This is a genomic window from Streptomyces araujoniae (assembly GCF_050871195.1).
GTDB lineage: Bacteria > Actinomycetota > Actinomycetes > Streptomycetales > Streptomycetaceae > Streptomyces > Streptomyces bacillaris.
The window spans coordinates 4,387,797-4,408,856 of the sequence record NZ_CP194070.1; the positions used below are offsets into that span (position 1 = coordinate 4,387,797).

The 21,060-nt window shown below is 72.9% G+C and carries 18 protein-coding genes; 10 read left to right on the forward strand and 8 right to left on the reverse strand.

Annotated features, from left to right (window positions below):
* Positions 1-150: 150 nt before the first annotated feature.
* The 4 genes from ACQ9ZG_RS18785 (at position 151) to ACQ9ZG_RS18800 (ending at position 4,496) form a co-directional block, all read left to right on the forward strand.
* On the forward strand, positions 151-708 hold the full coding sequence (locus ACQ9ZG_RS18785; RefSeq protein ID WP_109916858.1) for a GlcG/HbpS family heme-binding protein: 558 nt from the start codon (positions 151-153) through the stop codon (positions 706-708).
* A 63-nt stretch (positions 709-771) separates the two neighbouring features.
* Complete coding sequence (locus ACQ9ZG_RS18790) at positions 772-1,368, forward strand: ankyrin repeat domain-containing protein (RefSeq protein ID WP_018489011.1); 597 nt, start codon at positions 772-774, stop codon at positions 1,366-1,368.
* Positions 1,365-2,852: a YncE family protein gene (locus ACQ9ZG_RS18795; RefSeq protein WP_499280898.1), complete on the forward strand. Its 1,488-nt coding sequence runs from the start codon at positions 1,365-1,367 to the stop codon at positions 2,850-2,852. Before ACQ9ZG_RS18790 ends, ACQ9ZG_RS18795 begins: the two co-directional genes overlap by 4 nt.
* 96 nt (positions 2,853-2,948) lie before the next feature.
* The gene (locus tag ACQ9ZG_RS18800) at positions 2,949-4,496 is read left to right on the forward strand and encodes a M1 family metallopeptidase (protein ID WP_499280900.1); all 1,548 of its coding nucleotides are present in this window, start codon (positions 2,949-2,951) and stop codon (positions 4,494-4,496) included.
* 50 nt (positions 4,497-4,546) lie between these two features.
* On the opposite strand, the gene ACQ9ZG_RS18805 is transcribed toward ACQ9ZG_RS18800, so the two are convergent.
* Positions 4,547-6,190, reverse strand: a complete 1,644-nt coding sequence (locus ACQ9ZG_RS18805) for a M4 family metallopeptidase (RefSeq protein ID WP_109916582.1) — start codon at positions 6,188-6,190, stop codon at positions 4,547-4,549.
* 284 nt (positions 6,191-6,474) lie between these two features.
* Positions 6,475-7,050, reverse strand: coding sequence for a TerD family protein (locus tag ACQ9ZG_RS18810; RefSeq protein ID WP_018489015.1), 576 nt, complete (start codon positions 7,048-7,050; stop codon positions 6,475-6,477).
* 209 nt (positions 7,051-7,259) lie between these two features.
* Here ACQ9ZG_RS18810 and arfB point away from each other — a divergent pair, with 209 nt between their 5' ends.
* Positions 7,260-7,694, forward strand: a complete 435-nt coding sequence (gene arfB, locus ACQ9ZG_RS18815; RefSeq protein WP_019762784.1) for an alternative ribosome rescue aminoacyl-tRNA hydrolase ArfB — start codon at positions 7,260-7,262, stop codon at positions 7,692-7,694.
* A gap of 232 nt (positions 7,695-7,926) precedes the next feature.
* On the opposite strand, the gene ACQ9ZG_RS18820 is transcribed toward arfB, so the two are convergent.
* Positions 7,927-8,433, reverse strand: a complete 507-nt coding sequence (locus ACQ9ZG_RS18820) for a flavin reductase family protein (protein WP_018489017.1) — start codon at positions 8,431-8,433, stop codon at positions 7,927-7,929.
* A gap of 471 nt (positions 8,434-8,904) precedes the next feature.
* Between ACQ9ZG_RS18820 and cdgB the strand changes: the two genes are divergently transcribed.
* Together cdgB and ACQ9ZG_RS18830 are read left to right on the forward strand one after the other, a co-directional pair.
* The gene (gene cdgB / locus ACQ9ZG_RS18825) at positions 8,905-10,560 is read left to right on the forward strand and encodes a diguanylate cyclase CdgB (protein ID WP_084993343.1); all 1,656 of its coding nucleotides are present in this window, start codon (positions 8,905-8,907) and stop codon (positions 10,558-10,560) included.
* Positions 10,561-10,704: 144 nt separating this feature from the next.
* Positions 10,705-11,703 carry a CBM35 domain-containing protein gene (locus ACQ9ZG_RS18830; RefSeq protein WP_109916717.1) on the forward strand — a complete coding sequence of 333 codons (999 nt, stop codon included), beginning with the start codon at positions 10,705-10,707 and terminating at the stop codon, positions 11,701-11,703.
* Positions 11,704-11,774: 71 nt separating this feature from the next.
* Here ACQ9ZG_RS18830 and ACQ9ZG_RS18835 read toward each other — a convergent pair whose 3' ends face one another.
* The 3 genes from ACQ9ZG_RS18835 to ACQ9ZG_RS18845 all read right to left on the reverse strand — a co-directional run bounded on the left by ACQ9ZG_RS18835 (position 11,775) and on the right by ACQ9ZG_RS18845 (position 14,966).
* Complete coding sequence (locus tag ACQ9ZG_RS18835; RefSeq protein ID WP_499280903.1) at positions 11,775-12,701, reverse strand: 1-phosphofructokinase family hexose kinase; 927 nt, start codon at positions 12,699-12,701, stop codon at positions 11,775-11,777.
* Between the two features lie 214 nt (positions 12,702-12,915).
* On the reverse strand, positions 12,916-14,073 hold the full coding sequence (nagA, locus tag ACQ9ZG_RS18840) for an N-acetylglucosamine-6-phosphate deacetylase (RefSeq protein WP_018489021.1): 1,158 nt from the start codon (positions 14,071-14,073) through the stop codon (positions 12,916-12,918).
* The gene (locus ACQ9ZG_RS18845) at positions 14,073-14,966 is read right to left on the reverse strand and encodes an ROK family protein (RefSeq protein WP_375138264.1); all 894 of its coding nucleotides are present in this window, start codon (positions 14,964-14,966) and stop codon (positions 14,073-14,075) included. Before ACQ9ZG_RS18845 ends, nagA begins: the two co-directional genes overlap by 1 nt.
* 450 nt (positions 14,967-15,416) lie before the next feature.
* On the opposite strand from ACQ9ZG_RS18845, the gene ACQ9ZG_RS18850 reads away from it, so the two are divergent.
* The 3 genes from ACQ9ZG_RS18850 (at position 15,417) to otsB (ending at position 18,404) form a co-directional block, all read left to right on the forward strand.
* Entirely contained in the window at positions 15,417-16,694 is a 1,278-nt protein-coding gene (locus ACQ9ZG_RS18850) for an ABC transporter substrate-binding protein (RefSeq protein WP_028419549.1), read from the forward strand.
* A gap of 329 nt (positions 16,695-17,023) precedes the next feature.
* Entirely contained in the window at positions 17,024-17,242 is a 219-nt protein-coding gene (locus ACQ9ZG_RS18855) for a DUF3263 domain-containing protein (RefSeq protein ID WP_028419550.1), read from the forward strand.
* A gap of 310 nt (positions 17,243-17,552) precedes the next feature.
* A complete protein-coding gene (otsB, locus tag ACQ9ZG_RS18860) occupies positions 17,553-18,404 on the forward strand; it encodes a trehalose-phosphatase (protein WP_028419551.1) in 852 nt (283 codons plus the stop codon).
* A 135-nt stretch (positions 18,405-18,539) separates the two neighbouring features.
* Here the strand turns inward: otsB and ACQ9ZG_RS18865 are convergent, their stop codons facing one another.
* Both ACQ9ZG_RS18865 and ACQ9ZG_RS18870 read right to left on the reverse strand, forming a co-directional pair.
* A complete protein-coding gene (locus tag ACQ9ZG_RS18865) occupies positions 18,540-19,928 on the reverse strand; it encodes an alpha,alpha-trehalose-phosphate synthase (UDP-forming) (RefSeq protein WP_109917253.1) in 1,389 nt (462 codons plus the stop codon).
* A gap of 177 nt (positions 19,929-20,105) precedes the next feature.
* Positions 20,106-21,056, reverse strand: a complete 951-nt coding sequence (locus ACQ9ZG_RS18870; protein ID WP_109915106.1) for a glucosyl-3-phosphoglycerate synthase — start codon at positions 21,054-21,056, stop codon at positions 20,106-20,108.
* Positions 21,057-21,060 lie beyond the last annotated feature (4 nt).

Sequence of the window (21,060 nt, forward strand, 5' to 3'; positions counted from 1 at the left end):
GATCGGCCGACAGGGACATCGACCGTCCCGCGCGCCGCTTCCAGCCGGTACGTCGACCGTACGGGGCCGGATGCGCCCGGAGGATCGATGGCAGAGAACGAAACGCCGGGGCCGTCGTCGGGGCGGCCCGGAAACCATCAGGGAGCCACCATGAAGAAGCTGTCGCTGCGGGCCCGCATCCTCACCGGTACCGTCGCCGTCGCCGCCCTCGGGGCCGGGACCTTCGGGGCCGTCTCCGCGAACGCCTCCGCTCCGGCCGCCGCACCCGCCGCCGCGGTCAAGGCCGACACCCACAACCGCAACCTCCAGCAGAGCACCCACCTCACCGTGGCCGCCGCCACCAAGGCCGCGCAGGCCACGCTGGACGCCGCGAAGAAGGAGAACCAGCGCGTCTCGGTCGCCGTCGTCGACCGCAACGGCAACACCATCGTGACGCTGCGCGGCGACGGCGCCGGCCCGCAGTCGCCCGAGTCCGCCGTGAAGAAGGCGTTCACCGCCGTCTCCTGGAACGCCCCCACCTCCGAGCTGGTCAAGCGCCTGGAGCAGACCCCCAACCTGAAGGACATCCCCGGCACCCTGTTCCTCGGGGGCGGCGCTCCGGTCCAGGTCAAGGGCGCCCCGGTCGCCGGCATCGGCGTGGCGGGCGCGCCCAGCGGCGACCTGGACGAGAAGTTCGCCAAGGCGGGCGTCGCCGCCCTCGCCCGATAATCACCACCGCACCACCGCACCACCGCACCACCGCACCACCGAGAGCCGAGAACGGAGAGGCCCATGAACGCCCTCGATCACGCCCTGCTCACCGCCGCACGTACCGGCGACACCGACGGAGTGCGCACCGCGATCGAGGGCGGCGCCCGTGTCGACGCCCGCGACGAGGAGCTGCGCACCCCGCTCCTCCTCGCCGCCCTCGGCGACCACGTGGAGGCGGCCCGGCTGCTCGTGGCCGCCGGGGCCGACCCGGACGCCCAGGACCGGCGGGAGGACAGCCCCTGGCTGGTCACCGGGGTCACCGGAAGCGTCGCGATGCTGGAGGTGCTGCTGCCCGCCGGGCCCGATCTGACCTTGCGCAACCGGTTCGGCGGCATCGCGCTGATCCCGGCCGCCGAGCGTGGCCATGTCGCCTACGTACGGGAGGTGTTGCGCCGCACCGACATCGACGTGGACCACGTCAACCGGCTCGGCTGGACCGCCCTGCTGGAGGCGGTGATCCTGGGCGACGGCGGCCGGGCGCACCAGGAGGTCGTGGAGGCGCTGCTGGCCGCCGGCGCCGCTCCCGGGCTGCCGGACGGGGACGGGGTCACGGCCCTGGCCCACGCCGAGCGGCGCGGGTTCGCGGAGATCGCCGCGCTGCTGCGGGCCGCCGTATGACCGGCGTACGCGGGGTCGACGCGGACGGGGTCGGCGTACCCGGGGCTGACGTACGCGGGTCCGGCGCACGCGGTCCGGGCACGCGCGGGCGCGACGCACGCGGGGCCGGCGGGCGTGACGTCGGCGGACGCGGGGTCGCTGGGCGTGCCCCCGGCGCGCCCGACGCCCGCACCAACGCCCCTGCGCGCGACGCCCGCACCAACGCCCCTGCGCGCGCCGCTCGCCCCACCGCCGCCCGCCCCACCCGCGTACGCGCCGCCCCCGTCCGCCGCCTCGTCCTCGGCCTCCTCGCGGCCGCCGTGCTCGCCGGGTGCACGAGCGGCCCGACGGAGGCCGCCCCGGGCACGACGGGCACCCCCCACACCCCCAGCACCCCCGCCGCGTCCGGGAGCACGGCGACCGCCACCCCGGACCGGGCCCCCTCCCGTGGCGCGCCCACCCCCACCCCCGAAGGCACCCTCCTCGTGGCCGACTTCGGGAGCGACACCGTCACCTTCGTCGACCCCGGGCAGGGCGGCTCCGGCAGGAACGGCGGTGCCATCGCCTCCGTCGAGGTCGGCACCGCCCCCTACGGACTCGTCGTCGGAAAGGACGGGCGCGCCTGGGTCGCCACCGCCGAGGGCGTCGCCGTCGTGGACACGCGGCGGCGGACCCGGCTCGCGCTGATCCCGTACGAGACGGAGACCGGGCCCGTCACCACCGGCGAGTACCGGGGCGGCGGCATGGGCATCGCCCTCGCCCCCGACGGCCGGCACGTCTACGTCGGGGTCAACGTGCCCGGCGGCAACGGCACGTTGGAGGTCATCGACACCACGACCCGCGAGGTCATCGGTGTCGCCGGCGTCGGCCGCCGCCCCTTCGACGTGGACGTGTCGCCGGACGGCCGCGAGGTGTACGCCACCAACCACGACTCCTTCGACGTGACGGCGGTGGACGCGGACACCCTGGGGACCCGGCGCATGGAGGTCGCCCCGTACGGCACCGAGGGCGGTCTCGGCTCCTGGCTGAAGCCGCACTACGCCGTCGTACGCCCCCAGGACGGCACGCTGCTGCTGCCGTTCGAGGGGGAGCGGCTGGCCGTGCTCGACCCGCGCGACGGCACGGTCACGATCGAGCCGATGACGGCCGACACCCACCAGCACGGCGCGGCCCTCGCCCCCGACGGGACCCTCCTGGTCGTCGGCACCGGCCCGATCGGTTCGGCCGACGAGGGCCCCTCCCTCACGGTCCGCGCCCCGGACGGCGAGGAGCGGATCGTCCCCCTGGAGGGGCCGCACGAGGACGTGGCGGTGTCGGCGGACGGCAACACCGCGTACGTCACCGGAGGGTTCACCCGCGACGGCTACTGGAACGGCATCACCGTCGTCGAACTCGACAAGCTCGCCGACGCCGACGCCGACGCCCACGCCCGCCCCAACGGCGAGAAGAACAAGCCGATTCGCCTTGCCGCAGGCAACCGTCCGCTCGGAATCGCCATCCTCTGAGTCGGGAGCCGTCCGCCCATCCCCCGGGGCGGGCGGCTCCTTCCCTTCCCGGGCCGCTCTTCCCGAGGCTCGTGCCCCGACGCCTAGGATCGACCGGTGAACCGCCGCACTCCCGCTGCCGCCCCCCTCGCCCTGCTCCTCGCCCTCGCCCTCCTCGGCGCGGGCTGCACCGGCGGCGTCGAGGGCACCCCGGGCGCGGCCGGGCTCCGCGACCCGTACTTCCCGGCGCTCGGCAACGGCGGCTACGACGTCACCCACTACAGCCTGAAACTCGACATCGACCCCTCCGCCGACGACGAGCACGGCCCCGCCGACGACAAGCGCCCCTCCGCCGACGGCAAGCACGGTGCCACCGACGGCAAGCACGGCTCCGCCGACGACGAAGGTCCCGCGGACGACAGCCGCGGCCCCGCCGCCCGGCCGTCGGACCGCCCCGCCGACCGCCTGCGCGGCACCGCCACCATCACCGCCCGCGCCACCCAGGACCTGAGCGCCTTCCACCTCGACCTGGCCGGTCTTGACGTCGAGAGCGCCACCGTGGAGGGGCGCCCGGCGGCCGTGAACCGGGCGGGCAAGGAGCTGATCATCCGTCCGGGCGCCGCCGTGGAGGGCCGGTTGCGCAAGGGGCGCACGTTCACCACCGTCGTGCGCTACTCCGGCTCCCCGCAGACCATCACCGACCCGGACGGGTCGAAGGAGGGCTGGCTGCGGACGGCGGACGGGGCGGTCGCCCTCGGGGAGCCGACCGGCTCCATGGCCTGGTTCCCCGGCAACCACCACCCGAGCGACAAGGCCGCGTACGACATCGAGGTCACCGTCCCCGAACCGCTGACGGCCGTCTCCAACGGCGAGCTGGTCTCCCGGCGCACGGAGGGCGGCCGTACCACCTACCACTGGCGGACCGCCGAGCCCATGGCGAGCTATGTGGCGACGCTCGCCGTCGGCCGCTTCTCCACCCACCAGTCCGCCACCCCCGACGGCATCCGGCTCTTCACCGCCGTGGACCCGGAGTCGGAGGCCGCGAGCGAGGAGGTGCTGGACGGGATCCCGGCGGTGCTCGCGTGGTCGGCGGAGAAGTTCGGGCCCTACCCCTTCACCTCCGCCGGGGCGATCGTGGAGCGTACGGGCGACGCGGAGTACGCCCTGGAGACCCAGAACCGGCCCGTCTTCCCCGGCCCGCCCGACACCGCGCTCCTCGTCCATGAGCTGGCCCACCAGTGGTTCGGGAACTCCGTCACCCCGAAGAGCTGGCGGGACATGTGGCTCAACGAGGGCTTCGCCACGTACGCGGAGTGGCTCTGGGCCGCCGACCACGACGGCGTACCGGTCGAGGAGAGCTTCGACGAGGCGTACGAGGACGAGGCCAACTGGGCCTTCCCGCCCGCCGTACCGCCGTCCGCCGCCGACATCTCCGAGGCGCCGGTGTACGGGCGCGGGGCCATGGTCGTCCACCGGCTCAGGCTCGCGATCGACGACGACGAGGCGTTCTTCGACCTGGTCAGGGGGTGGACGGAGACGCACCGGCACGGCAACGCCTCCACCGACGACTTCACCGCCTACGTGGAGGAGGAGACGGGCGAGGACCTGACCGGGCTGTGGGACGACTGGCTGTACGGCGAAAGCCGGCCGTCCGTGGAGGACTGACCGGCTTCCGCACGCACGGGGCCTGGCGTTGCACCGTACCGAGCCTGCGGTTACTTGACGTTGACCGCCGCCCAGGTGGCCGAGACCGCCTTCAGCTCCTCGCCGTCCGCGCCGAACAGGTCGGTCGCCGCCTTCTCGGTCGCGACGCGCGCGCCCGCGTAGTCGGTGGTGGAGGTCATGTAGACGGAGAGGGCCTTGTACCAGATCTGGTACGCCTTCTCCCGGCCGATGCCCGTCAGCGTCGAGCCGTCGGCGGTGGGGGAGTCGTAGTCGACGCCGTTGACCGTCTTCTTCCCGCTGCCCTCGGCGAGCAGGTAGAAGAAGTGGTTGGCGACGCCGGAGGAGTGGTGGACGTCCAGGTCGCCGAGGTTCTCGTCCCAGTAGTCCGCCGAGCTGCCGTCCTTGCTGGGCTGGTCCATGTAGCGCAGCGGGGTGCCGTCGCCGTTGATGTCGATCATCTCGCCGATGAGGTAGTCACCGGCGTCCGAGGCGTTGTCGGCGAAGAACTCCACCGAGGTGCCGAGGATGTCGCTGGTCGCCTCGTTGAGGCCGCCGGACTCACCGGAGTAGTTGAGGTCGGCGGTGGCGGAGGTCAGGCCGTGGGTCATCTCGTGGCCCGCGACGTCGAGCGAGGTGAGCGGCTTCTTGTCGCCCTCGCCGTCGCCGTACGTCATGCAGAAGCAGCTGTCGTCCCAGAACGCGTTGACGTACGCCTTGCCGTAGTGGACGCGGGAGTACGCGGCCTGGCCGTCGCCCCGGATGCCGTCGCGGCCGAGCGCCGACTTGTAGAAGTCCCAGGTCTTCGCGGCGCCGTAGTGGGCGTCGACGGCGGCGGTCTGCCGGTTCCCGGCCGTGCCGTCGCCCCAGGTGTCGTCGTCGTCCGTGACGAGGGCGCCGGTGCCGGACGAGCCCTGGTCGAGGTCGTACGTCTTGTGGCCGCCGCGCTCGCCGTCGGTCAGCTCGAAGCCGGCGTCGGTCCTGGTCGTGGTGATCTCCACCTCGCCGCTGTACTGGCCGTGGCCCGCGCCGGTCTTCACCGCCTCGTAGCTGTACAGCTTCTCGCCGGTCGTGGCGTCGGTGAGGGTGTGGACCCGGCTGGGCGTGCCGTCCTTCAGCACTCCGGTCTTCACGGTCTCGAAGGCGAGGACGGGCTTTCCGCCGTGGCCCGCCCAGATGACCTTGCGGGCGTCGGCCGCCGCGCTCTTCAGCTTCGGCGTGGTCGACGCCACGGCTATCTTCGCGTCCGTCGCCTTGTCGACGCCCTTGAGCGTGCCGTCGGCGGCGGTGTGGGTCACGAGGTCGCCGCCGAGGACGGGCAGGCCGTCGTAGGTGCGCTCGTAGCGGGTGTGGACCGTGCCCCGGGCGTCCGTGATCACGTCACGGACGACCAGCTTCTCCTGGTCGCCCAGCTTCAGGGCCCTGGCGGCCGAAGCGGTCCCGTTCTGCGCCGACTTGATGGCGGTGGCGCGGTCGGCCGAGGAGTTGACGCCGAGTGCGGCGGCGGTGGTGGGTGCCGCCGATGCGCTGCCGTTGTCGCCGTTGCCGTCGGCCGGGGTGGCGACCGCCGAGCCGGTCTGGACTCCGGCGACGACCATGGCGGCGACCGCCGCGAGCGCCGCGAGCCGCCGAGTGGTGCGGGTTCCCCGAGTGGTGCGTGCGACAGGGGAGTTGTGGGGGGTGGAATGGAGGTTCATGTGTGTTCTCCGTCGGTCGTCCTGTGGGGGGACTACGAGCGGAGAGCGTGCCACCGAATCGGCGAAGTTGACCGTGTGCCGACAATTGCCTCACAAGTTTTTGACCAGTTCTTGTCCGACTGGGGTGCTGTGCTGTCCGGTATCCGGTGGAGTGGCGTGATTCCACTGCGTCGCGCACGGGAGTTGGCTACGGTGCGCAGACGCGGGAGCCCCCGGCCGCGCGCAGGCGGCCGGGGGCTCTCGTGCTGAGCGGGTCAGCTCGTGATCAGCTGATCAGAGCTGGATCAGAGGTTGACGCCGAAGTCGCGGGCGATGCCGCTGAGGCCGGAGGCGTAACCCTGGCCGACCGCGCGGAACTTCCACTCGGCACCGTTGCGGTACAGCTCGCCGAAGACCATGGCGGTCTCGGTGGCGGCGTCCTCGCTCAGGTCGTAGCGGGCGATCTCGGCGCCGCCGGCCTGGTTGAGGATGCGGATGAAGGCGTTGCGGACCTGGCCGAAGTTCTGGCTGCGGCTCTCGGCGTCGTAGATCGAGACCGGGAAGACGATCTTGTCCACGTCGGCCGGCAGGCCTGCCAGGTTGACGTTGATCTGCTCGTCGTCGCCCTCGCCCTCACCCGTGACGTTGTCACCGGTGTGCACGATGGTCTGGTCCGGCGTCGACTTGTTGTTGAAGAAGACGAAGTGGGCGTCGGAGACGACCTTGCCCGCCGCGTTGACCGCGATGGCCGAGGCGTCGAGGTCGAAGTCGGTGCCGGTGGTGGTGCGGACGTCCCAGCCGAGGCCGACCGTGACGGCGGTCAGGCCCGGGGCCTCCTTGGTGAGCGAGACGTTGCCGCCCTTGGACAGGCTTACAGCCATGGGAAGTCCCTTTCCTCGTCGTGTGCGGGCATTCGTGCCATCACGAAAGCTACCGTCACCCGTCATAACGCAGTCAGCAGACCATGAGGTTCCTGCTCTCTTTACTTTCTTTGCCGAACTTCCTCCGGAAGAGACCCCCGGCGGTCCCGGAGGCCGATAAGGACCGGAGGCCGATAAGGAGGTGACGGACCGGGCGGGGAGCGGGGAACATGGGTGTCATGTCCGGGCCCTATGTCATCCGCGGCTCGGTCTCCCTTCCGGAGGCCGAGCTGATGTGGCGTTTCTCGCGTTCCTCCGGTCCCGGCGGCCAGCACGTCAACACCAGCGACTCCCAGGTGGAGCTGCGCTTCGACCTCGCCGCGACCGACGCGCTCCCCGAGGTGTGGAAGGCGCGGGCGCTGGAGCGGCTGGCGGGGCGGCTGGTGGGCGGGGTCGTCTCCGTACGGGCCTCCGAGCACCGCTCCCAGTGGCGCAACCGCGAGACGGCCGCCGTCCGGCTCGCCGCGCTCCTGGCCGAGGCCACCGCGCCGCCGCCCAAGCCGCGCATCAAGCGGAAGATCCCGCGCGGGATCAACGAGCGCAGGCTGCGCGAGAAGAAGCAGCGCGGCGAGACCAAAAGGGGCCGCTCGGGGCGCGACTGGTAGCCCGGGCGCGACGGTCCGGCTCCGCCGCCGCGCCGGAGGCGGCCGGGCGCGAACGGAGAGGCGCATGACCGGAGGCGGCCACGCCCGGCGGCCGGAGAGGTGCGCGTCACCGGAGAGGTGCACGACCGGAGAGGTACGCGTCACCGGAGGGGCACACGACCGGCGAGGCGCGTCACCGGAGAGGTTCCTCACCCGGACCGGAGGCGGGCCTTCCCCAACTGCCGGTCGGGCCTCACCCCAACTGCCGGTAACGCCCCTTGAAGTAGGTCAGCGGCTCGCCCTCCGGGCTCGGCAGCTCCGCCGTCAGCACGCGCCCGATCACCAGGGTGTGGTCACCGGCCACCACGCGCTGCTCCGTACGGCACTCCAGCGTCGCCAGCGCTCCGCCGATCAGGGGCGCGTGGCTCACTCCGCCCCGTACGTACGCCAGGTCCTGGAAGAGCAGCCGGTCGCTGATCCGGCCCTTCATGGCGAACCGTCCCGCGATGTGGCGCTGGCTCGCGGCCAGCACGGAGACGGCCCACAGGGGCTGTTCGTCGAGCAGGTCGTCCATCCGGGAGCCGTTGCGCAGGCTCACCATCACCAGGGGCGGGTCCAGGGAGACGGACATGAAGGCGGTGGCCGTCATCCCGACGTCCTCGCCGCGGCCCTCCTCGTCGAGCGGCGGCTCCTGGGCGGTGACCAGCACCACTCCGGCGGCCAGCCGCGCGAGTGCTGCGCGGAACTCGTCGTTGCTCACCCCCTCAGCATGCGGGACGGCGCCCGCCCCCTCGGCAGGCGGGGCGGCACCGGCTCCCGCGGCGGGGGGCACGGTCTCGGGGCGTTGGGTGGCGGGAGTCTTCTGGAGCACACCGGAACGCTAACCGCGCCCGCCCGGCCGCCGCATCGGGCCAGGGGACCAGTCCGGCCCCGGCCGGTCCTAGGCCCGGCGCCGTACGGCGGCGCGCTCGGCGACCGTGTCCGGACCCCGGAGAGTGGCCGAAACGCCCGGGAGAGGCGTGGCCGAATTTGCGCCAGGGAAACGAGGGAAGGGCGGAAGAGTCACTCCCGATCCCTGAACCATCTGTTGTGACTTGGGTCACAGAGTCCATTTTCTGCTGACCCTGTGTACCGGGTGCACAGCTCACTGTGATTCAGTGGCCGTGACACTGCAACAAGTACGTCGATATGAAACCTGGAGTTGCTGTCGAGGTCTCGGGGAGTGCGAGCGATGGAGGCCGAGTCGGAACCCTATGTCCGCCTTGCGACCATGCGGCAGCTGCACCAGGCCGTCGCTGATCTCAACACGGCGCGGAGTCTGGCGGACACGCTGCAGACCGTGGCGGACGGCATCGTCACCGGTCTCGGCTACGAGCTGGGCTGCGTCAACCTGGTCCGGCCCGACGGCGACCTCGTCATCGCCGCCTTCGCGGGCAACGCCGCCGCCGAGGCCCTGATCACCGGCCGCGTCGGCTCCCGTGCCTCCTGGGAGCGCCGCCTCGCCATGGGCGAGTCCTGGGACCAGCTGAGGTTCATCCCGCACACCGAGGGCTGGGTCCTGCTCGACGACGACGTACCGCAGTGGCACACCGAGGGGCCCGAGCCCCGGTTCGAGGACGAGTGGCACCCGCTGGACCGCCTCTACGCCCCGATGTACGCCTCCGGGGGCGGCCGGGACCTCCTGGGGGTCATATCCGTCGACCGGCCGCGCAACGGGCGCCGCCCCGGCGCGTGGGGGCGCGAGGCGCTCCAGATGTACGCCTCCCAGGCCGCCATTGCGATCAGCAACGCTCGCCTGCGAGCAAACATGCAGCGCGCGCTGGTCCGGCTGGAGCGGGAGCAGCAGGCGCTGCGGGCGAGCGAGGAGTCCTTCCGGCAGGCCTTCGAGTACGCGCCGAGCGGCATGGCCATCGCGGAGATGGGCGGAGACCAGCAGGGCCGGCTGCTGCGCACCAACGACGCCCTGTGCCGGCTGCTCGGCCGCCCCGCCTCCGTGATGCGCCGCTACTCCTTCGCCGACCTCGTCCACCCCGAGGACATCGGCACCCTGCTGCGCACCTCAGCCGAGGGCGGCCGGGCGGAGCTGCGGCTGAGCCGCCGGGACGGCACGTACCTCTGGGTCTCGCTGCGCAACTCCGTCGTCGCGGACACCGCCGACGGCCCGCGCTTCCTCCTCACCCACGTCGAGGACATCGAGGAGCGCAAGCGCCATGAGCTGAACCTCGCCCACCGCGCCTCGCACGACGCGCTCACCGGCCTGCCCAACAGCGCCGAGCTGAAGTCCCGCATCGGCGCCCGGCTCTGCGAACGCCCGGACTCCCCGGCGGCGACCGCGATCGAGGCGCTGGACGCGGCGTACGGGGACGTCGAGTCGTCGCTCACCCACAGCTACCAGGCGGACGGGTACGAGGGGGAGGCGGTGCCGGCGGGCGGGCTCTACGACCACCATGTGCACGCCCTCGCCCCCGACGCGGAGCACGACGACGGCACGAAAGGGCTCGCGGTCCTCTTCTGCGACCTCGACGGCTTCAAGTCCATCAACGACCGGTTCGGGCACCACACGGGTGACGCGGTGCTCATCGAGGTCGCGCGGCGGCTCTCCACCTGTGTCCGGGACGGCGACACGGTCGCCCGGCTCGGAGGTGACGAATTCGTCGTGCTCGCGGACGGGCTCGGGGCGGCGGACGCCGCTGACCTGGCCGTACGCCTCAGAAATGCCATCATTCCGCCCATAAGGGTCGACGGGCGTGCCGTCCGGGTCGGAGCGAGCTTCGGCATCGGCTGGGCCGAGTGCGGGATGAGCGTGGAAGAGGTCCTGCGCTCCGCCGACCAGCGGATGTACGTCGAGAAGCGGTCGCGGTCCAAGGTTCACCGCAGGGCCGGCTGACGTTCATCCGCCCGGCCCTGCCCCTACCCCGTACCCGTTCCGCCGGATCCGTCCCGCGGGTGATCGTCATTCGGACGGTGCTCCGTTCGAGGTAGGCTCGCCCGGTCGGCGACGGCTGGCGAGATGGTGAGGAGTGACCCAGGGATGACGGCCGGGAACAACGGCGCGAGCAAGCCCGAGGACGACGATCCGTTCGGCTACCTGTACGCGGACGGACAGGCGGCGGGCGCCCAGCCGCCCGGACAGGGCGGCTACGGCTACCCGGGTCCGGCCGCGCAGCCCGGCGTGCCCAGGACGTCGTACAACCAGGTGCGGGCCGTCGGCGAGCGCCAGTACGGGCAGCAGCAGGTGCCCCCGCAGCCCGGGTACGGCTACCCGCCCCAGCAGGCCTACGGCCAGCAGCCCGCCCCCCAGTACCACCAGCCGAACCCGCAGTACGCCGCCCCCGAGACCTACCCGGGCGGGGCGCCCACCGCGCACCGCCCGGCCCAGGACGGCGGCGGTTCCGGCGGCCGGGGCGGCCCCAACACCAAGGCGCTGCTGATCGCGGCGGTCGCCGTGGTCGCGGTCGTCCTCATCGGCATCGGCGCCGCACTGCTGTCGGGCAACGACGGCGACCAGGACAAGAAGAACGAGGCCGCGTCCTCGGGGGGCTCCGACGGTGAGGCGAAGGAGTCCGACAAGGCGAAGGAGCCGGAGAAGAAGCCCGAGGAGACCCCGGCCCTCGAACTGCCGAAGCAGGACGCGGCGACGCTGACGCTGGGCGGCTCGACCACGGTCGAGAGCTCGGTCGACGGGGCCCAGGGGGTCAACGGCACGTACGTCACCGGGTTCAACAACGTCGGCTCCTCGGTGACCTGGAAGGCGAACATGCCGACCGAGGGCTCCTACCGGCTCACCGTGCGCTACGCCATCCCGGCCGTCGACGCCAACGCCACCCTGACGGTCAACGGGAAGCCGAACACCCAGCCGATCGGGCTGAAGAACTTCATCAACTCCTCGGACACGAACCTGGAGAAGAACTGGCAGACCACCTGGGCGCCGGTCGACCTCAAGAAGGGCGAGAACGAGATCAAGATCTCGTGCGAGGACGGCAACCAGTGCGACGTGGTCCTCGACTGGCTGGAAGTCACGCAGAAGTAGCGGACCGCCTCATCCCCTGGTGAAGACGCCGGGCCCCGACCGGGGCCCGGCGTACGCGTTCCGGCCCGGGGTCACGAGGCGGCGGCGTACGGCTCCACCCGCACGCGCGGGAGCAGCTCCGGGTAGGCCGCCGCGTCGAACTCGCCGGCCGCCGGGGCCAGGACGGTCGCCGTCGACAGGGCCACCGCGCGGGCGAGCCGGTCGGGCCAGCCGAGCCCCTCGGCCAGGGCGGAGAGCAGCCCGGCCACCGCGGAGTCGCCCGCTCCGGTCGGGTTGCCGCGGACGGGCGCGGGCGGGGCGGCCCGCCAGCCGCCCTCCGGGGTCTCGGCGAGGAGCCCCTCGGGGCCCAGGGAGGCGATCACCGCCTGGGCCCCGCGGCGCCGGGCGTCCCGGGCGGCGCGCAGCGGCTCGCGGAAGCCGGTCAGCCGGGCCAGCTCGTCCGCGTTCGGCTTGACCAGGTCGGGGCGGGCGGCGACGCCCCGGCGCAGGGGTTCGCCGCTGGTGTCCAGGAGGACGGGCACGCCGGCGGCGCGGGCGGTCCGGATCAGCTCCGCGTACGCCCCGACGTGGATGCCCGGCGGCAGCGAGCCGCAGAGGGCCACCGCGTCGGCGTCCGCGACGAGTTCCCCGTACGTGCGCAGGAAGGCGGCCCACTCGGCGGCGCCGACCTGGGGTCCTGGCTCGTTGAGCTGGGTGGTGTCGCCGGTCGACCGGTCGGTGATCGCGAGCGTACGGCGGGTGTTCCCGGCGACCGGGACGAGCGCGTCGCGGGGCGGGAGCGGGGCGAGGAGGTCGCGCAGGACGGCTCCGGTGGCCCCGCCGACGAAGCCGGTGACCACGGTGTCGTGGCCGAGCGCGCCGAGCACCCGGGCGACGTTGAGACCCTTGCCGCCGGGGCGTTCGATGACCTCGCCGACCCGGTGGCTGCGGTGCGGGACGAGCGCGTCGACGGTGTAGGTCACGTCGAGCGCGGTGTTCAGCGTGACGGTCAGTATCACGTGGTCCGGCCCTCTCCCTCGATCCGCCGGCGCGCCGGGCCGTCGGCCCGTCGGTCCTTCGCCCGGTGGTACGCGCCACGGGTCCCGGCCCGGTGGTACGGGCCGCAAGCCCGTTGATCATGCCAAAGGGAGGGCGGCCGGGCCCAGACCTCGGCTCCGACCGCCATCTCTTCGTTACGTGCCCCGCCAGGACCTGCCCGCCGGGGACGGGCGCTCACGCCGTCTTCGGCTCGATGATCCACTCGCCCTTGCGCATGACCCCGGCCAGGACGAAGTCCTCGTCGAGCACCACCAGGTCCGCGTCCTTGCCCGGCTCCAGCGAACCGACCCGGTCGTCGACGCCGAGGAGGCGGGCGGGGTTGGCCGAGATGGACCGTACGACGTCCTCCACCGGGATCCGGTCGATGGTGACGGCCCGGCGGAACGCGGTGTCCAGGGTGAGGGTCGAGCCCGCGATGGAGCCGCCCTCCACCAGCCGGGCGACGCCGTCGCGGACCTCGACGGCGAGCGGGCCGAGCTGGTACGCGCCGTCGCCGAACCCGGCCGCGTCCATCGCGTCGGTGATCAGCGCGACCCGGCCGGCGCCCTTGTGGCGGAACGCCAGCTCCAGGACCGCCGGGTGCAGATGCGTACCGTCGTTGATCAGCTCGACGGTGATCCGGTCGTCCTCCAGGAGCGCGGTGATCGGGCCGGGCTCGCGGTGGGCGATGGGGGGCATCGCGTTGAACAGGTGCGTGGCGACGGTGGCGCCCGCCTCGATCGCCTCGACGGTCTGCGCGTACGTGGCGTCCGTGTGGCCGATCGCCGCGATCACCCCGAGGTCGGCGAGGAGCCGGACGGAGTCGATGCCGCCGGGCAGCTCGGTGGCGAGGGTCACCATCCGGGCGGTGCCGCGCCCGGCGTCGACCAGCTTGCGGACCTCGGCCGGGTCCGGGTAGCGCAGCAGCTGCTCGCTGTGGGCGCCCTTGCGGCAGGGCGAGATGAACGGGCCCTCGAAGTGGAGTCCGGCCAGGTCGCCCTGTTCGACCAGCTCGGAGAGGATCCCGGCCTGCCGGACGAGGAAGTCCATCTCGCCGGTGACCATGGAGCCGACCAGGGTGGTGGTGCCGTGCTCGCGGTGCGTACGGATCCCGTCGAGGACCTGGGCCGCGGTGCCGGAGGTGAAGGAGGCCCCGCCGCCGCCGTGGTTGTGCATGTCGACGAAGCCGGGAACCACCCAGTGGCCGCTGAGGTCGACGACCCGGGCGTCCTCGGGAGCGGTGCCGGAGATCCGGGTGGACTCGACGGTCACCCGGCCGTCCTCCACGGTCCCGGTGGGAAGGACCACCCGGGCGCCCGCGAGGACCGTGCTGTCTGCTGCGCGTCCGGCCATCAGGCGGAAACCTCCGTGGAGAGTAGATCCCAGGCGAGCAGCCCCGCGCCCAGGCATCCGGCGGTGTCCCCGAGGGCCGCCGGGACGATGCGGGGCAGCTTCTGGAACGTGACGCGTTCCTCGACGGCCGCACGCAGTGGTGTGAACAAGGTTTCCCCGGCCTCCGCCAGCCCGCCACCGATGATGAGCGTGCGCGGGTCCAGCAGGGTGAGCGCGGTGACGAGTCCGGCCGCGAGCGCGTCGACCGCGTCCCGCCAGACCGCGATCGCCGCCGGATCGCCGGATTCGACGGCCTTGGCGCAGTCCGCGGCGTCCGCCTCCGGGTCGCCGGACGCGGCGGCCCAGGCCCGGGTCACGGCGGAGGCGGAGGCCAGGGTCTCCAGACAGCCGCGCTGCCCGCAGTGGCACAGGGGGCCGTCGGGGCGGACCACGATGTGGCCGATCTCGCCCGCGTACCCGTGGGCGCCCGCCTCGATGGTGCTCCCGATGCCGATGGCCCCGGCTATCCCGGTGCCGAGCGGCATGAACAGGAAGCGGTCGGCGCCCCGCCCGGCGCCGATACGGCCCTCCGCGAGCCCTCCGGTGCGGACGTCGTGGCCGAGGGCGACCGGGATCCCGCCGAGCCGCTCGGCGAGCAGGGCCCGCATCGGCACGTCGCGCCAGCCCAGGTTGGCGGAGTAGACCGCGATCCCTCTCTCGGCGTCGACGATGCCGGGCACGGCGACCCCGGCGGCCACGGCGGTCTCGCCGAAGTGCTCCTCGCCGTAGGCGCGCAGCTCCGCGGCGAACGCGAGGATGGTCTCGACGACCGCGTCGGCGCCGCGCTTCCGGCCGGTGGCCCGCCGCGCCTCGTGCAGCAGCGTGCCGTCGGTCCCGACCAGCGCGGCCTTCATTCCGGTGCCGCCCACATCGAGGGCGATGACATGTCTCACGGGAGACAGTTTCGCCCGCCGACCCCTAAAAGGTCTAGTCCACTAGCGCAGTTTGTTGCGCATCCATACAAAATGATGAACGAAGGGGCGCGGGGTGTTTTCCCTGGGAAAGCGGTGAAATGGGCACCCGCAAAGGATCCATGGCAGGGCTCCGCGCGCCCAATGGTCTGGACCAAGATACGGGTTCGGGGCTCCGACTGCCAGACCACGTAAGCCAGTTGTGGCCTCCGGAGCCCGTACACGTTGCCGAAGCGATACTCCGGTGGTGTAGACCTCCCCCTCCGGTATGGGGGAAAATCGCTGTTCACCCGGACGGTGGCAGGACGGGTGGCGGCACCGCGGCCGGCCCAGGAGAGGTCCCGCACGGTGACGGTACGCCACCGTCCGTGATCAGGTGGAGTGTCAACGAGGATGGGCGAGGCTGTGCAGCGGCGCTTTACGGTTCTGACCGCGGTGGTTGCCGCGCTGGGTATGACGGCAACGTTGTCGGGCTGCGGGGAGGACAGCGGCACGGGCGACGTCACCCTGAAGCTGGTCGCCGCCGACTACGGCACGAGCGCGGCCAACAGCTCCGAGAAGTACTGGAGCGGCCTCGTGGCCGGCTTCGAGAAGGCGAACCCCGGCATCAAGGTCGAGGTCAACGTCCTCTCCTGGAAGGACGTCGACCGCAAGGTCGCCGAGATGGTCAAGGAGGGCAAGGCCCCCGACATCGCCCAGATCGGTGCCTACGCCGACTTCGCCAAGGCCGACAAGCTCTACAGCGTCGACCAGATGGTCTCCATCCGCACCCAGGCCAACTTCCTCCCCTCCCTCACGGACGCGGGCAAGGTCGACGGCACGCTGTACGGGCTCCCGTTCGTCGCCAGCACCCGGCTGCTCTTCTACAACGAGAACCTCTTCGACCAGGCGGGCCTGAAGGCCCCCAAGACCTGGGACGACATCCAGAGCGGGGCCGCCGCGCTCAAGGCCCAGGGGGTGAAGTACCCCTTCGCCCTCCCGCTCGGCCAGGAGGAGGCCCAGGCCGAGACCATGATGTGGCTGCTCAGCAACAGCGGCGGTTACGTCGACGACGTCGGCCTGTACGACATCGACTCGGCCCAGAACATCGCCACGTTCACCTGGCTCCGCGACAACCTCGTCGGCAAGGGCCTCACCGGCCCCGTCGCCCCGGGCAAGCTGGACCGCGCGAAGGCCTTCGAGGCGTTCACCAAGGGCGAGGTCGGCATGCTCAACGGCCACCCCACGCTGATGGAGGAGGCCGAGGCCAAGGGCGTCAAGGTCGGCATGGTGCCGCTGCCCGGCGCGGAGGGCCCGACCAAGGGGTCGATGGGCGTCGCCGACTGGATGATGGGCTTCAAGCAGAACGGCAACCGCCAGGCGATCGGCAAGTTCTTCGACTACGCCTACTCCGACGAGAACGTCCTCGCCTTCGCCGACGAGTACGACCTGCTCCCGGTGACCGGCAGCGCCTCCGCCGAGATGGAGACCGACAACAAGCACGTGAAGCTGCGCGAGTTCCTGGCCGCGCTGCCCAACTCCCAGCTGCCCCCCTTCGGCAAGACGTCCTGGGCGACGGTGAGCGAGTCGGTCAAGAAGAACATCGGTGAGGCGGTCGCCCCCGGCGGCAGCCCCGAGCGGGTGCTCGGCTCGATAGCGTCCGAGGCGACGCGCGCGGAGAGCGCGGAGTAGCGGGCGCGGGGGGCCCAGCCGGGCCCGGGGTCGGGGCGCGTGGATCGGGGCCTGGGCGCGGTGTGGGTGGTCGCGGCTAGGTTGGCGGTATGACCACCTCCGACTCCGAGCCAGGCGCTGACTCCACCTCCGGTGCCGAGTCCGGTGCCGAGCCCACCTCCGGTGCCGAGTCCGTCTCCGACTCCGAGCCTGGTGCCGAGCCCGCCTCCGGTGCCGAGCCCGGCTCCGACTCCGAGCCTGGTGCCGAGCCCGCCTCCGGTGCCGAGCCCGGCTCCGGTGAGCCCGGATCCGGCTCCGGGCCCCCGCCGTCCGCTTCCGCTTCCGCCGGGCTGTCCGCCCGGGCGCGGGCGGTGCTCGCGCTGGAGCGGAGGCCGTGGGCGGGGCCCGGGGCGAAGGAGCGGGCGATCCGGGAGGAGCTGGGGATGTCCCCGGTGCGGTACTTCCAGTTGCTCAACGCGCTGATCGAGGACGAGCGGGCGCTGCGGGAGGACCCGGTCACGGTGAACCGCCTCCGCCGCCTGAAGGAGGAGCGCCGGGGGAGACGGTGAATCCCGGCCCCTCGGGGGCGCTGCCCCCGTGCCCCCGCTCCTCGAACGCCGGAGGGGCTGGATTCGCCCCCTCGGCTTTCGGCTGCGAAGCGCGATTCAAGCCTCTCCGGCGCTTGAGGAGGGCGGATGCGCCCGGCGGGCCCGCGTCGACGGGCCGGGGCGCGCAGTTCAAGCCCCTCCGGCGATCGAGGAGCGGGGTGCGGGGCGGAGCCCCGGGCGGGCCTGGGGCGTCGATGGTCCGCGTCGGGCGGCGCTGCCCCGAATCTCCGCTCCCCGATCGCCGGAGGGGCCGCATTGCTACGCTCACCCCATGGGCAGCCACTCCGTACCTCTGCCGACCCCGACCACTCCGGCCGGACGGGAGGGCCTGGAGGCCATCCTCCAACGGCCCGGCCGCGCGGTCGTCGCTCTCGACTTCGACGGCACGCTCGCCGACATCGTCCCCGACCCCGAGCAGGCCCGCGCCCACCCCGGCGCCGCCGAGGCGCTCGCCGCGCTCGCCCCGAAGGTCGCCTCGATCGCCGTGATCACCGGCCGCCCGGCAGGCGTGGCCGTGCGGTACGGCGGCTTCGCGGGCGTCCCCGGCCTGGACCACCTCGTCGTCCTCGGCCACTACGGCGCCGAGCGTTGGGATGCCGCCACCGGCACCGTGAACGCTCCCGCCCCGCACCCCGGCGTGGCCGAGGCGCGTGCCGAACTCCCCGGCGTACTGCACGAGTTCGGCGCCTGGCACGGCACCTGGATCGAGGAGAAGGGCCAGGCCGTCGCCGTCCACACCCGCCGTGCCGACGACCCGCAGGCCGTCTTCGAGACCCTGCGCGGCCCCCTCGGCGAGCTGGCCGCCCGCCACGGGCTGATCCTCGAACCGGGCCGCCAGGTCCTGGAGTTGCGCCCGCCGGGCATGGACAAGGGCGTCGCGCTCGCGGAGTACGTACGGGAGGTGGACGCCACCTCCGTGCTGTACGCGGGCGACGACCTCGGGGACCTCGCCGCCTTCGCCACGGTGGAGAAGCTGCGCGGCGCGGGCACGGAGGGGATCCCGGGACTGCTGGTGTGCAGCGGCAGCGCCGAGGTGCCCGAACTGGCCGAGCGCGCGGACCTGTTGGTGCCGGGACCGGCCGCCGTGGTGGAGCTCCTGGCGGCGCTGGCCGACCGCCTCTGAGCCGCGCTCGCGCACATCTGGCCCGACCGCCTCCGAGCCGTACCGGAAGTGCCGGAAGTGCCGGCGCACGGAGCTGAGCGCCGGGAACGCCGGGCGTACGGAGCTGAGCGCCGTGAGCGCCGTGAGCGGCTCCCCTCACTCCTGCCGCAGCGCCTCCAGCTGATCCAGGAACCAGCGCTGCGGCGGAAGCGCCGTCGCCGCCTCCGCCAGCCGCTTCGTGCGGCCCGTCCGCTCCTCGGTGCCCATCGACAGGGCCTCGTGCAGCGCCTCCGCCGTGCCCGCCACGTCGTACGGGTTCACCACGATCGCGTCCTCGCCCAGCTCCTCGTACGCCCCCGCCTCCCGTGACAGCACCAGCGCGCAGCCGTGGTCGGAGACGACGGGGACCTCCTTGGCGACCAGGTTCATGCCGTCGCGGATCGGGTTGACCAGGGCCACGTCCGCCAGCCGGTACGCGGCGAGCGAGCGGGCGAAGTCGTCCTTCACGTGGAGGACGACGGGCGTCCAGCTCTCGGTCCCGTACGTCCCGTTGATCTCCGTGGCCAGCGACTGCACCGCAGCCGTGTAGTCCCGGTAGACCGCGAGGTCCTGGCGGGAGGGGTAGGCGAAGGCCACGTGGACCACGCGCTCGCGCCACTCCGGGCGGGTCTCCAGCAGGGCCCGGTAGGCGTGCAGGCCGCGCACGATGTTCTTGGACAGCTCCGTGCGGTCCACCCGTACGATCGTCTTCCGGTCCTCGCCCACCTGCTCCCGCAGCGCGCCCATCCGCTCGTCCACGTCCGCCTCGCGCGAGCGCCGGCGCAGGAAGTCCGCGTCCGCCCCCAGCCCGTGCACCCCGATCCGGGTCCGGCCCGTCCCGCCCAGGATCTCCGTGCAGCAGCCGATGAACGCGTCCGCCCACCGGCGGGTCAGGAACGCGGCCCGGTCCGCGCCGAGGATGCCCCGCAGCAACTGCTCACCGATGTCGTCGGGCAGCAGCCGGAAGTAGTCCACCGGCGCCCACGGGGTGTGCGAGAAGTGGCCGATCCGCAGGTCCGGGCGCAGCTCGCGGAGCATCCCGGGGACGAGGGCCAGGTGGTAGTCCTGGACCAGCACCGCCGCCCCTTCCCCCGCCTCCTCCGCGAGGGCCTGGGCGAAGGCCCGGTTGTACGTCTCGTAGGAGGCCCACTGGCGCCGGAACTCCGCGTCGAAGACCGGCTCCACGGGGGTCTGGTACAGCAGGTGGTGGACGAACCACAGCACCGAGTTGGCGATGCCGTTGTACGCGTCGGCGTGCACCTCGGCGTCGATGTCCAGCATCCGTACGCCGGGCTCACCGACCCCGCGCCGCACCGCCTCGCGGTCGCCCTCCCCGAGGGCCGCGCAGACCCACAGCTTGTCGTCGACGGCGCTCAGCCCGGAGACGAGCCCCCCGCCGCCGCGCTTGGCGTCGAGCGCTCCGTCCTCGCCGAGCGTGTACGTGATGGGGCCGCGGTTGGACGCGACGAGGACCTGGGCGGTGGCTTCGGCATGCTCGGTGACCATGTAGCGGAACCTAGCCCGTAAGGGAAGCCGCCAAACGCGCGTCCGGCGGACCGGTCACCGGCACCGCGCCACCCACCGCGCCCGCGCACACCTCACGCCGGCCGCCTCGCCCGCGCACGGCTCGGGGCTGCCGAAGCTCCGCGCCCGCCTCGGAGCTGCCGGAGCCCCGCGCCCGCCTCACGCCGCCCACCGCTCCGCGTACTCCGCGATCTCCCGCATGGGCGGCCGCTCCTCCGTGTCCACCGCATGGGTGCGCGGCACGAACCCCTCCGCCCCCCGCTCGAACTGGGTCAGCGCGGGCCGCACCAGATGGCCCCGGGAGAGCCGCAGCTGGGCCGTGCGGTAGATCGCCGCCGCCATCCGGCCCAGCGCCTGCCCGTCCTGGTGGCGGTGGCGCCGCACCCCCACGTCGACCTGGCCCAGCGCGTCGAGGCCCACGGTGTGCAGCGCGTCGACCAGGAGCCCCAGCTCCACTCCGTAACCGACCGGGAACGGCAGCCGCTCCAGCAGCGAGCGCCGTACCGCGTACTCACCGCCCAGCGGCTGCACGAACCCGGCCAGCTGCGGCCAGTGCAGGTTGAGCAGCGGGCGGGCCACCAGCTCGGTGACGCGACCGCCCTGACCTGCGGTGTCGCCGAACGGGCGGTCGTACATCGCCTTGACGAAGTGCACCGTGGGATCGGTGAGCAGCGGGCCGACCGTCCCCGAGACGAAGTCCGCCGAGAAGTCCTTGAGGTCCGCGTCGACGAAACAGACGATCTCCCCGCTGGTCACCAGGAGCGACCGCCAGAGCACCTCGCCCTTGCCCGGCAGGGCCGGTATCCGGGGCAGCACCGCGTCCCGGTGGACCACCCGCGCGCCCGCCTCCCGGGCGACGGCGGCGGTCGCGTCGGTCGAACCGGAGTCGATCACCACCAGTTCGTCCACCAGCCGGACCTTCTCCATCAGCTCCCGCCGGATCGTCGCCACGATCGCCCCGACCGTGGCCTCCTCGTTCAGCGCGGGCAGCACCACACTCACCGAGGTGCGGTGCGGTTCGGCGGTCCGGGCGTCGAGGAGCCGGTCCAGCGGGCGGTCGGCGGACGACCAGGACCGCCTGGTCAGCCAGCGTTCCACCTCTTCGAGCACGGTC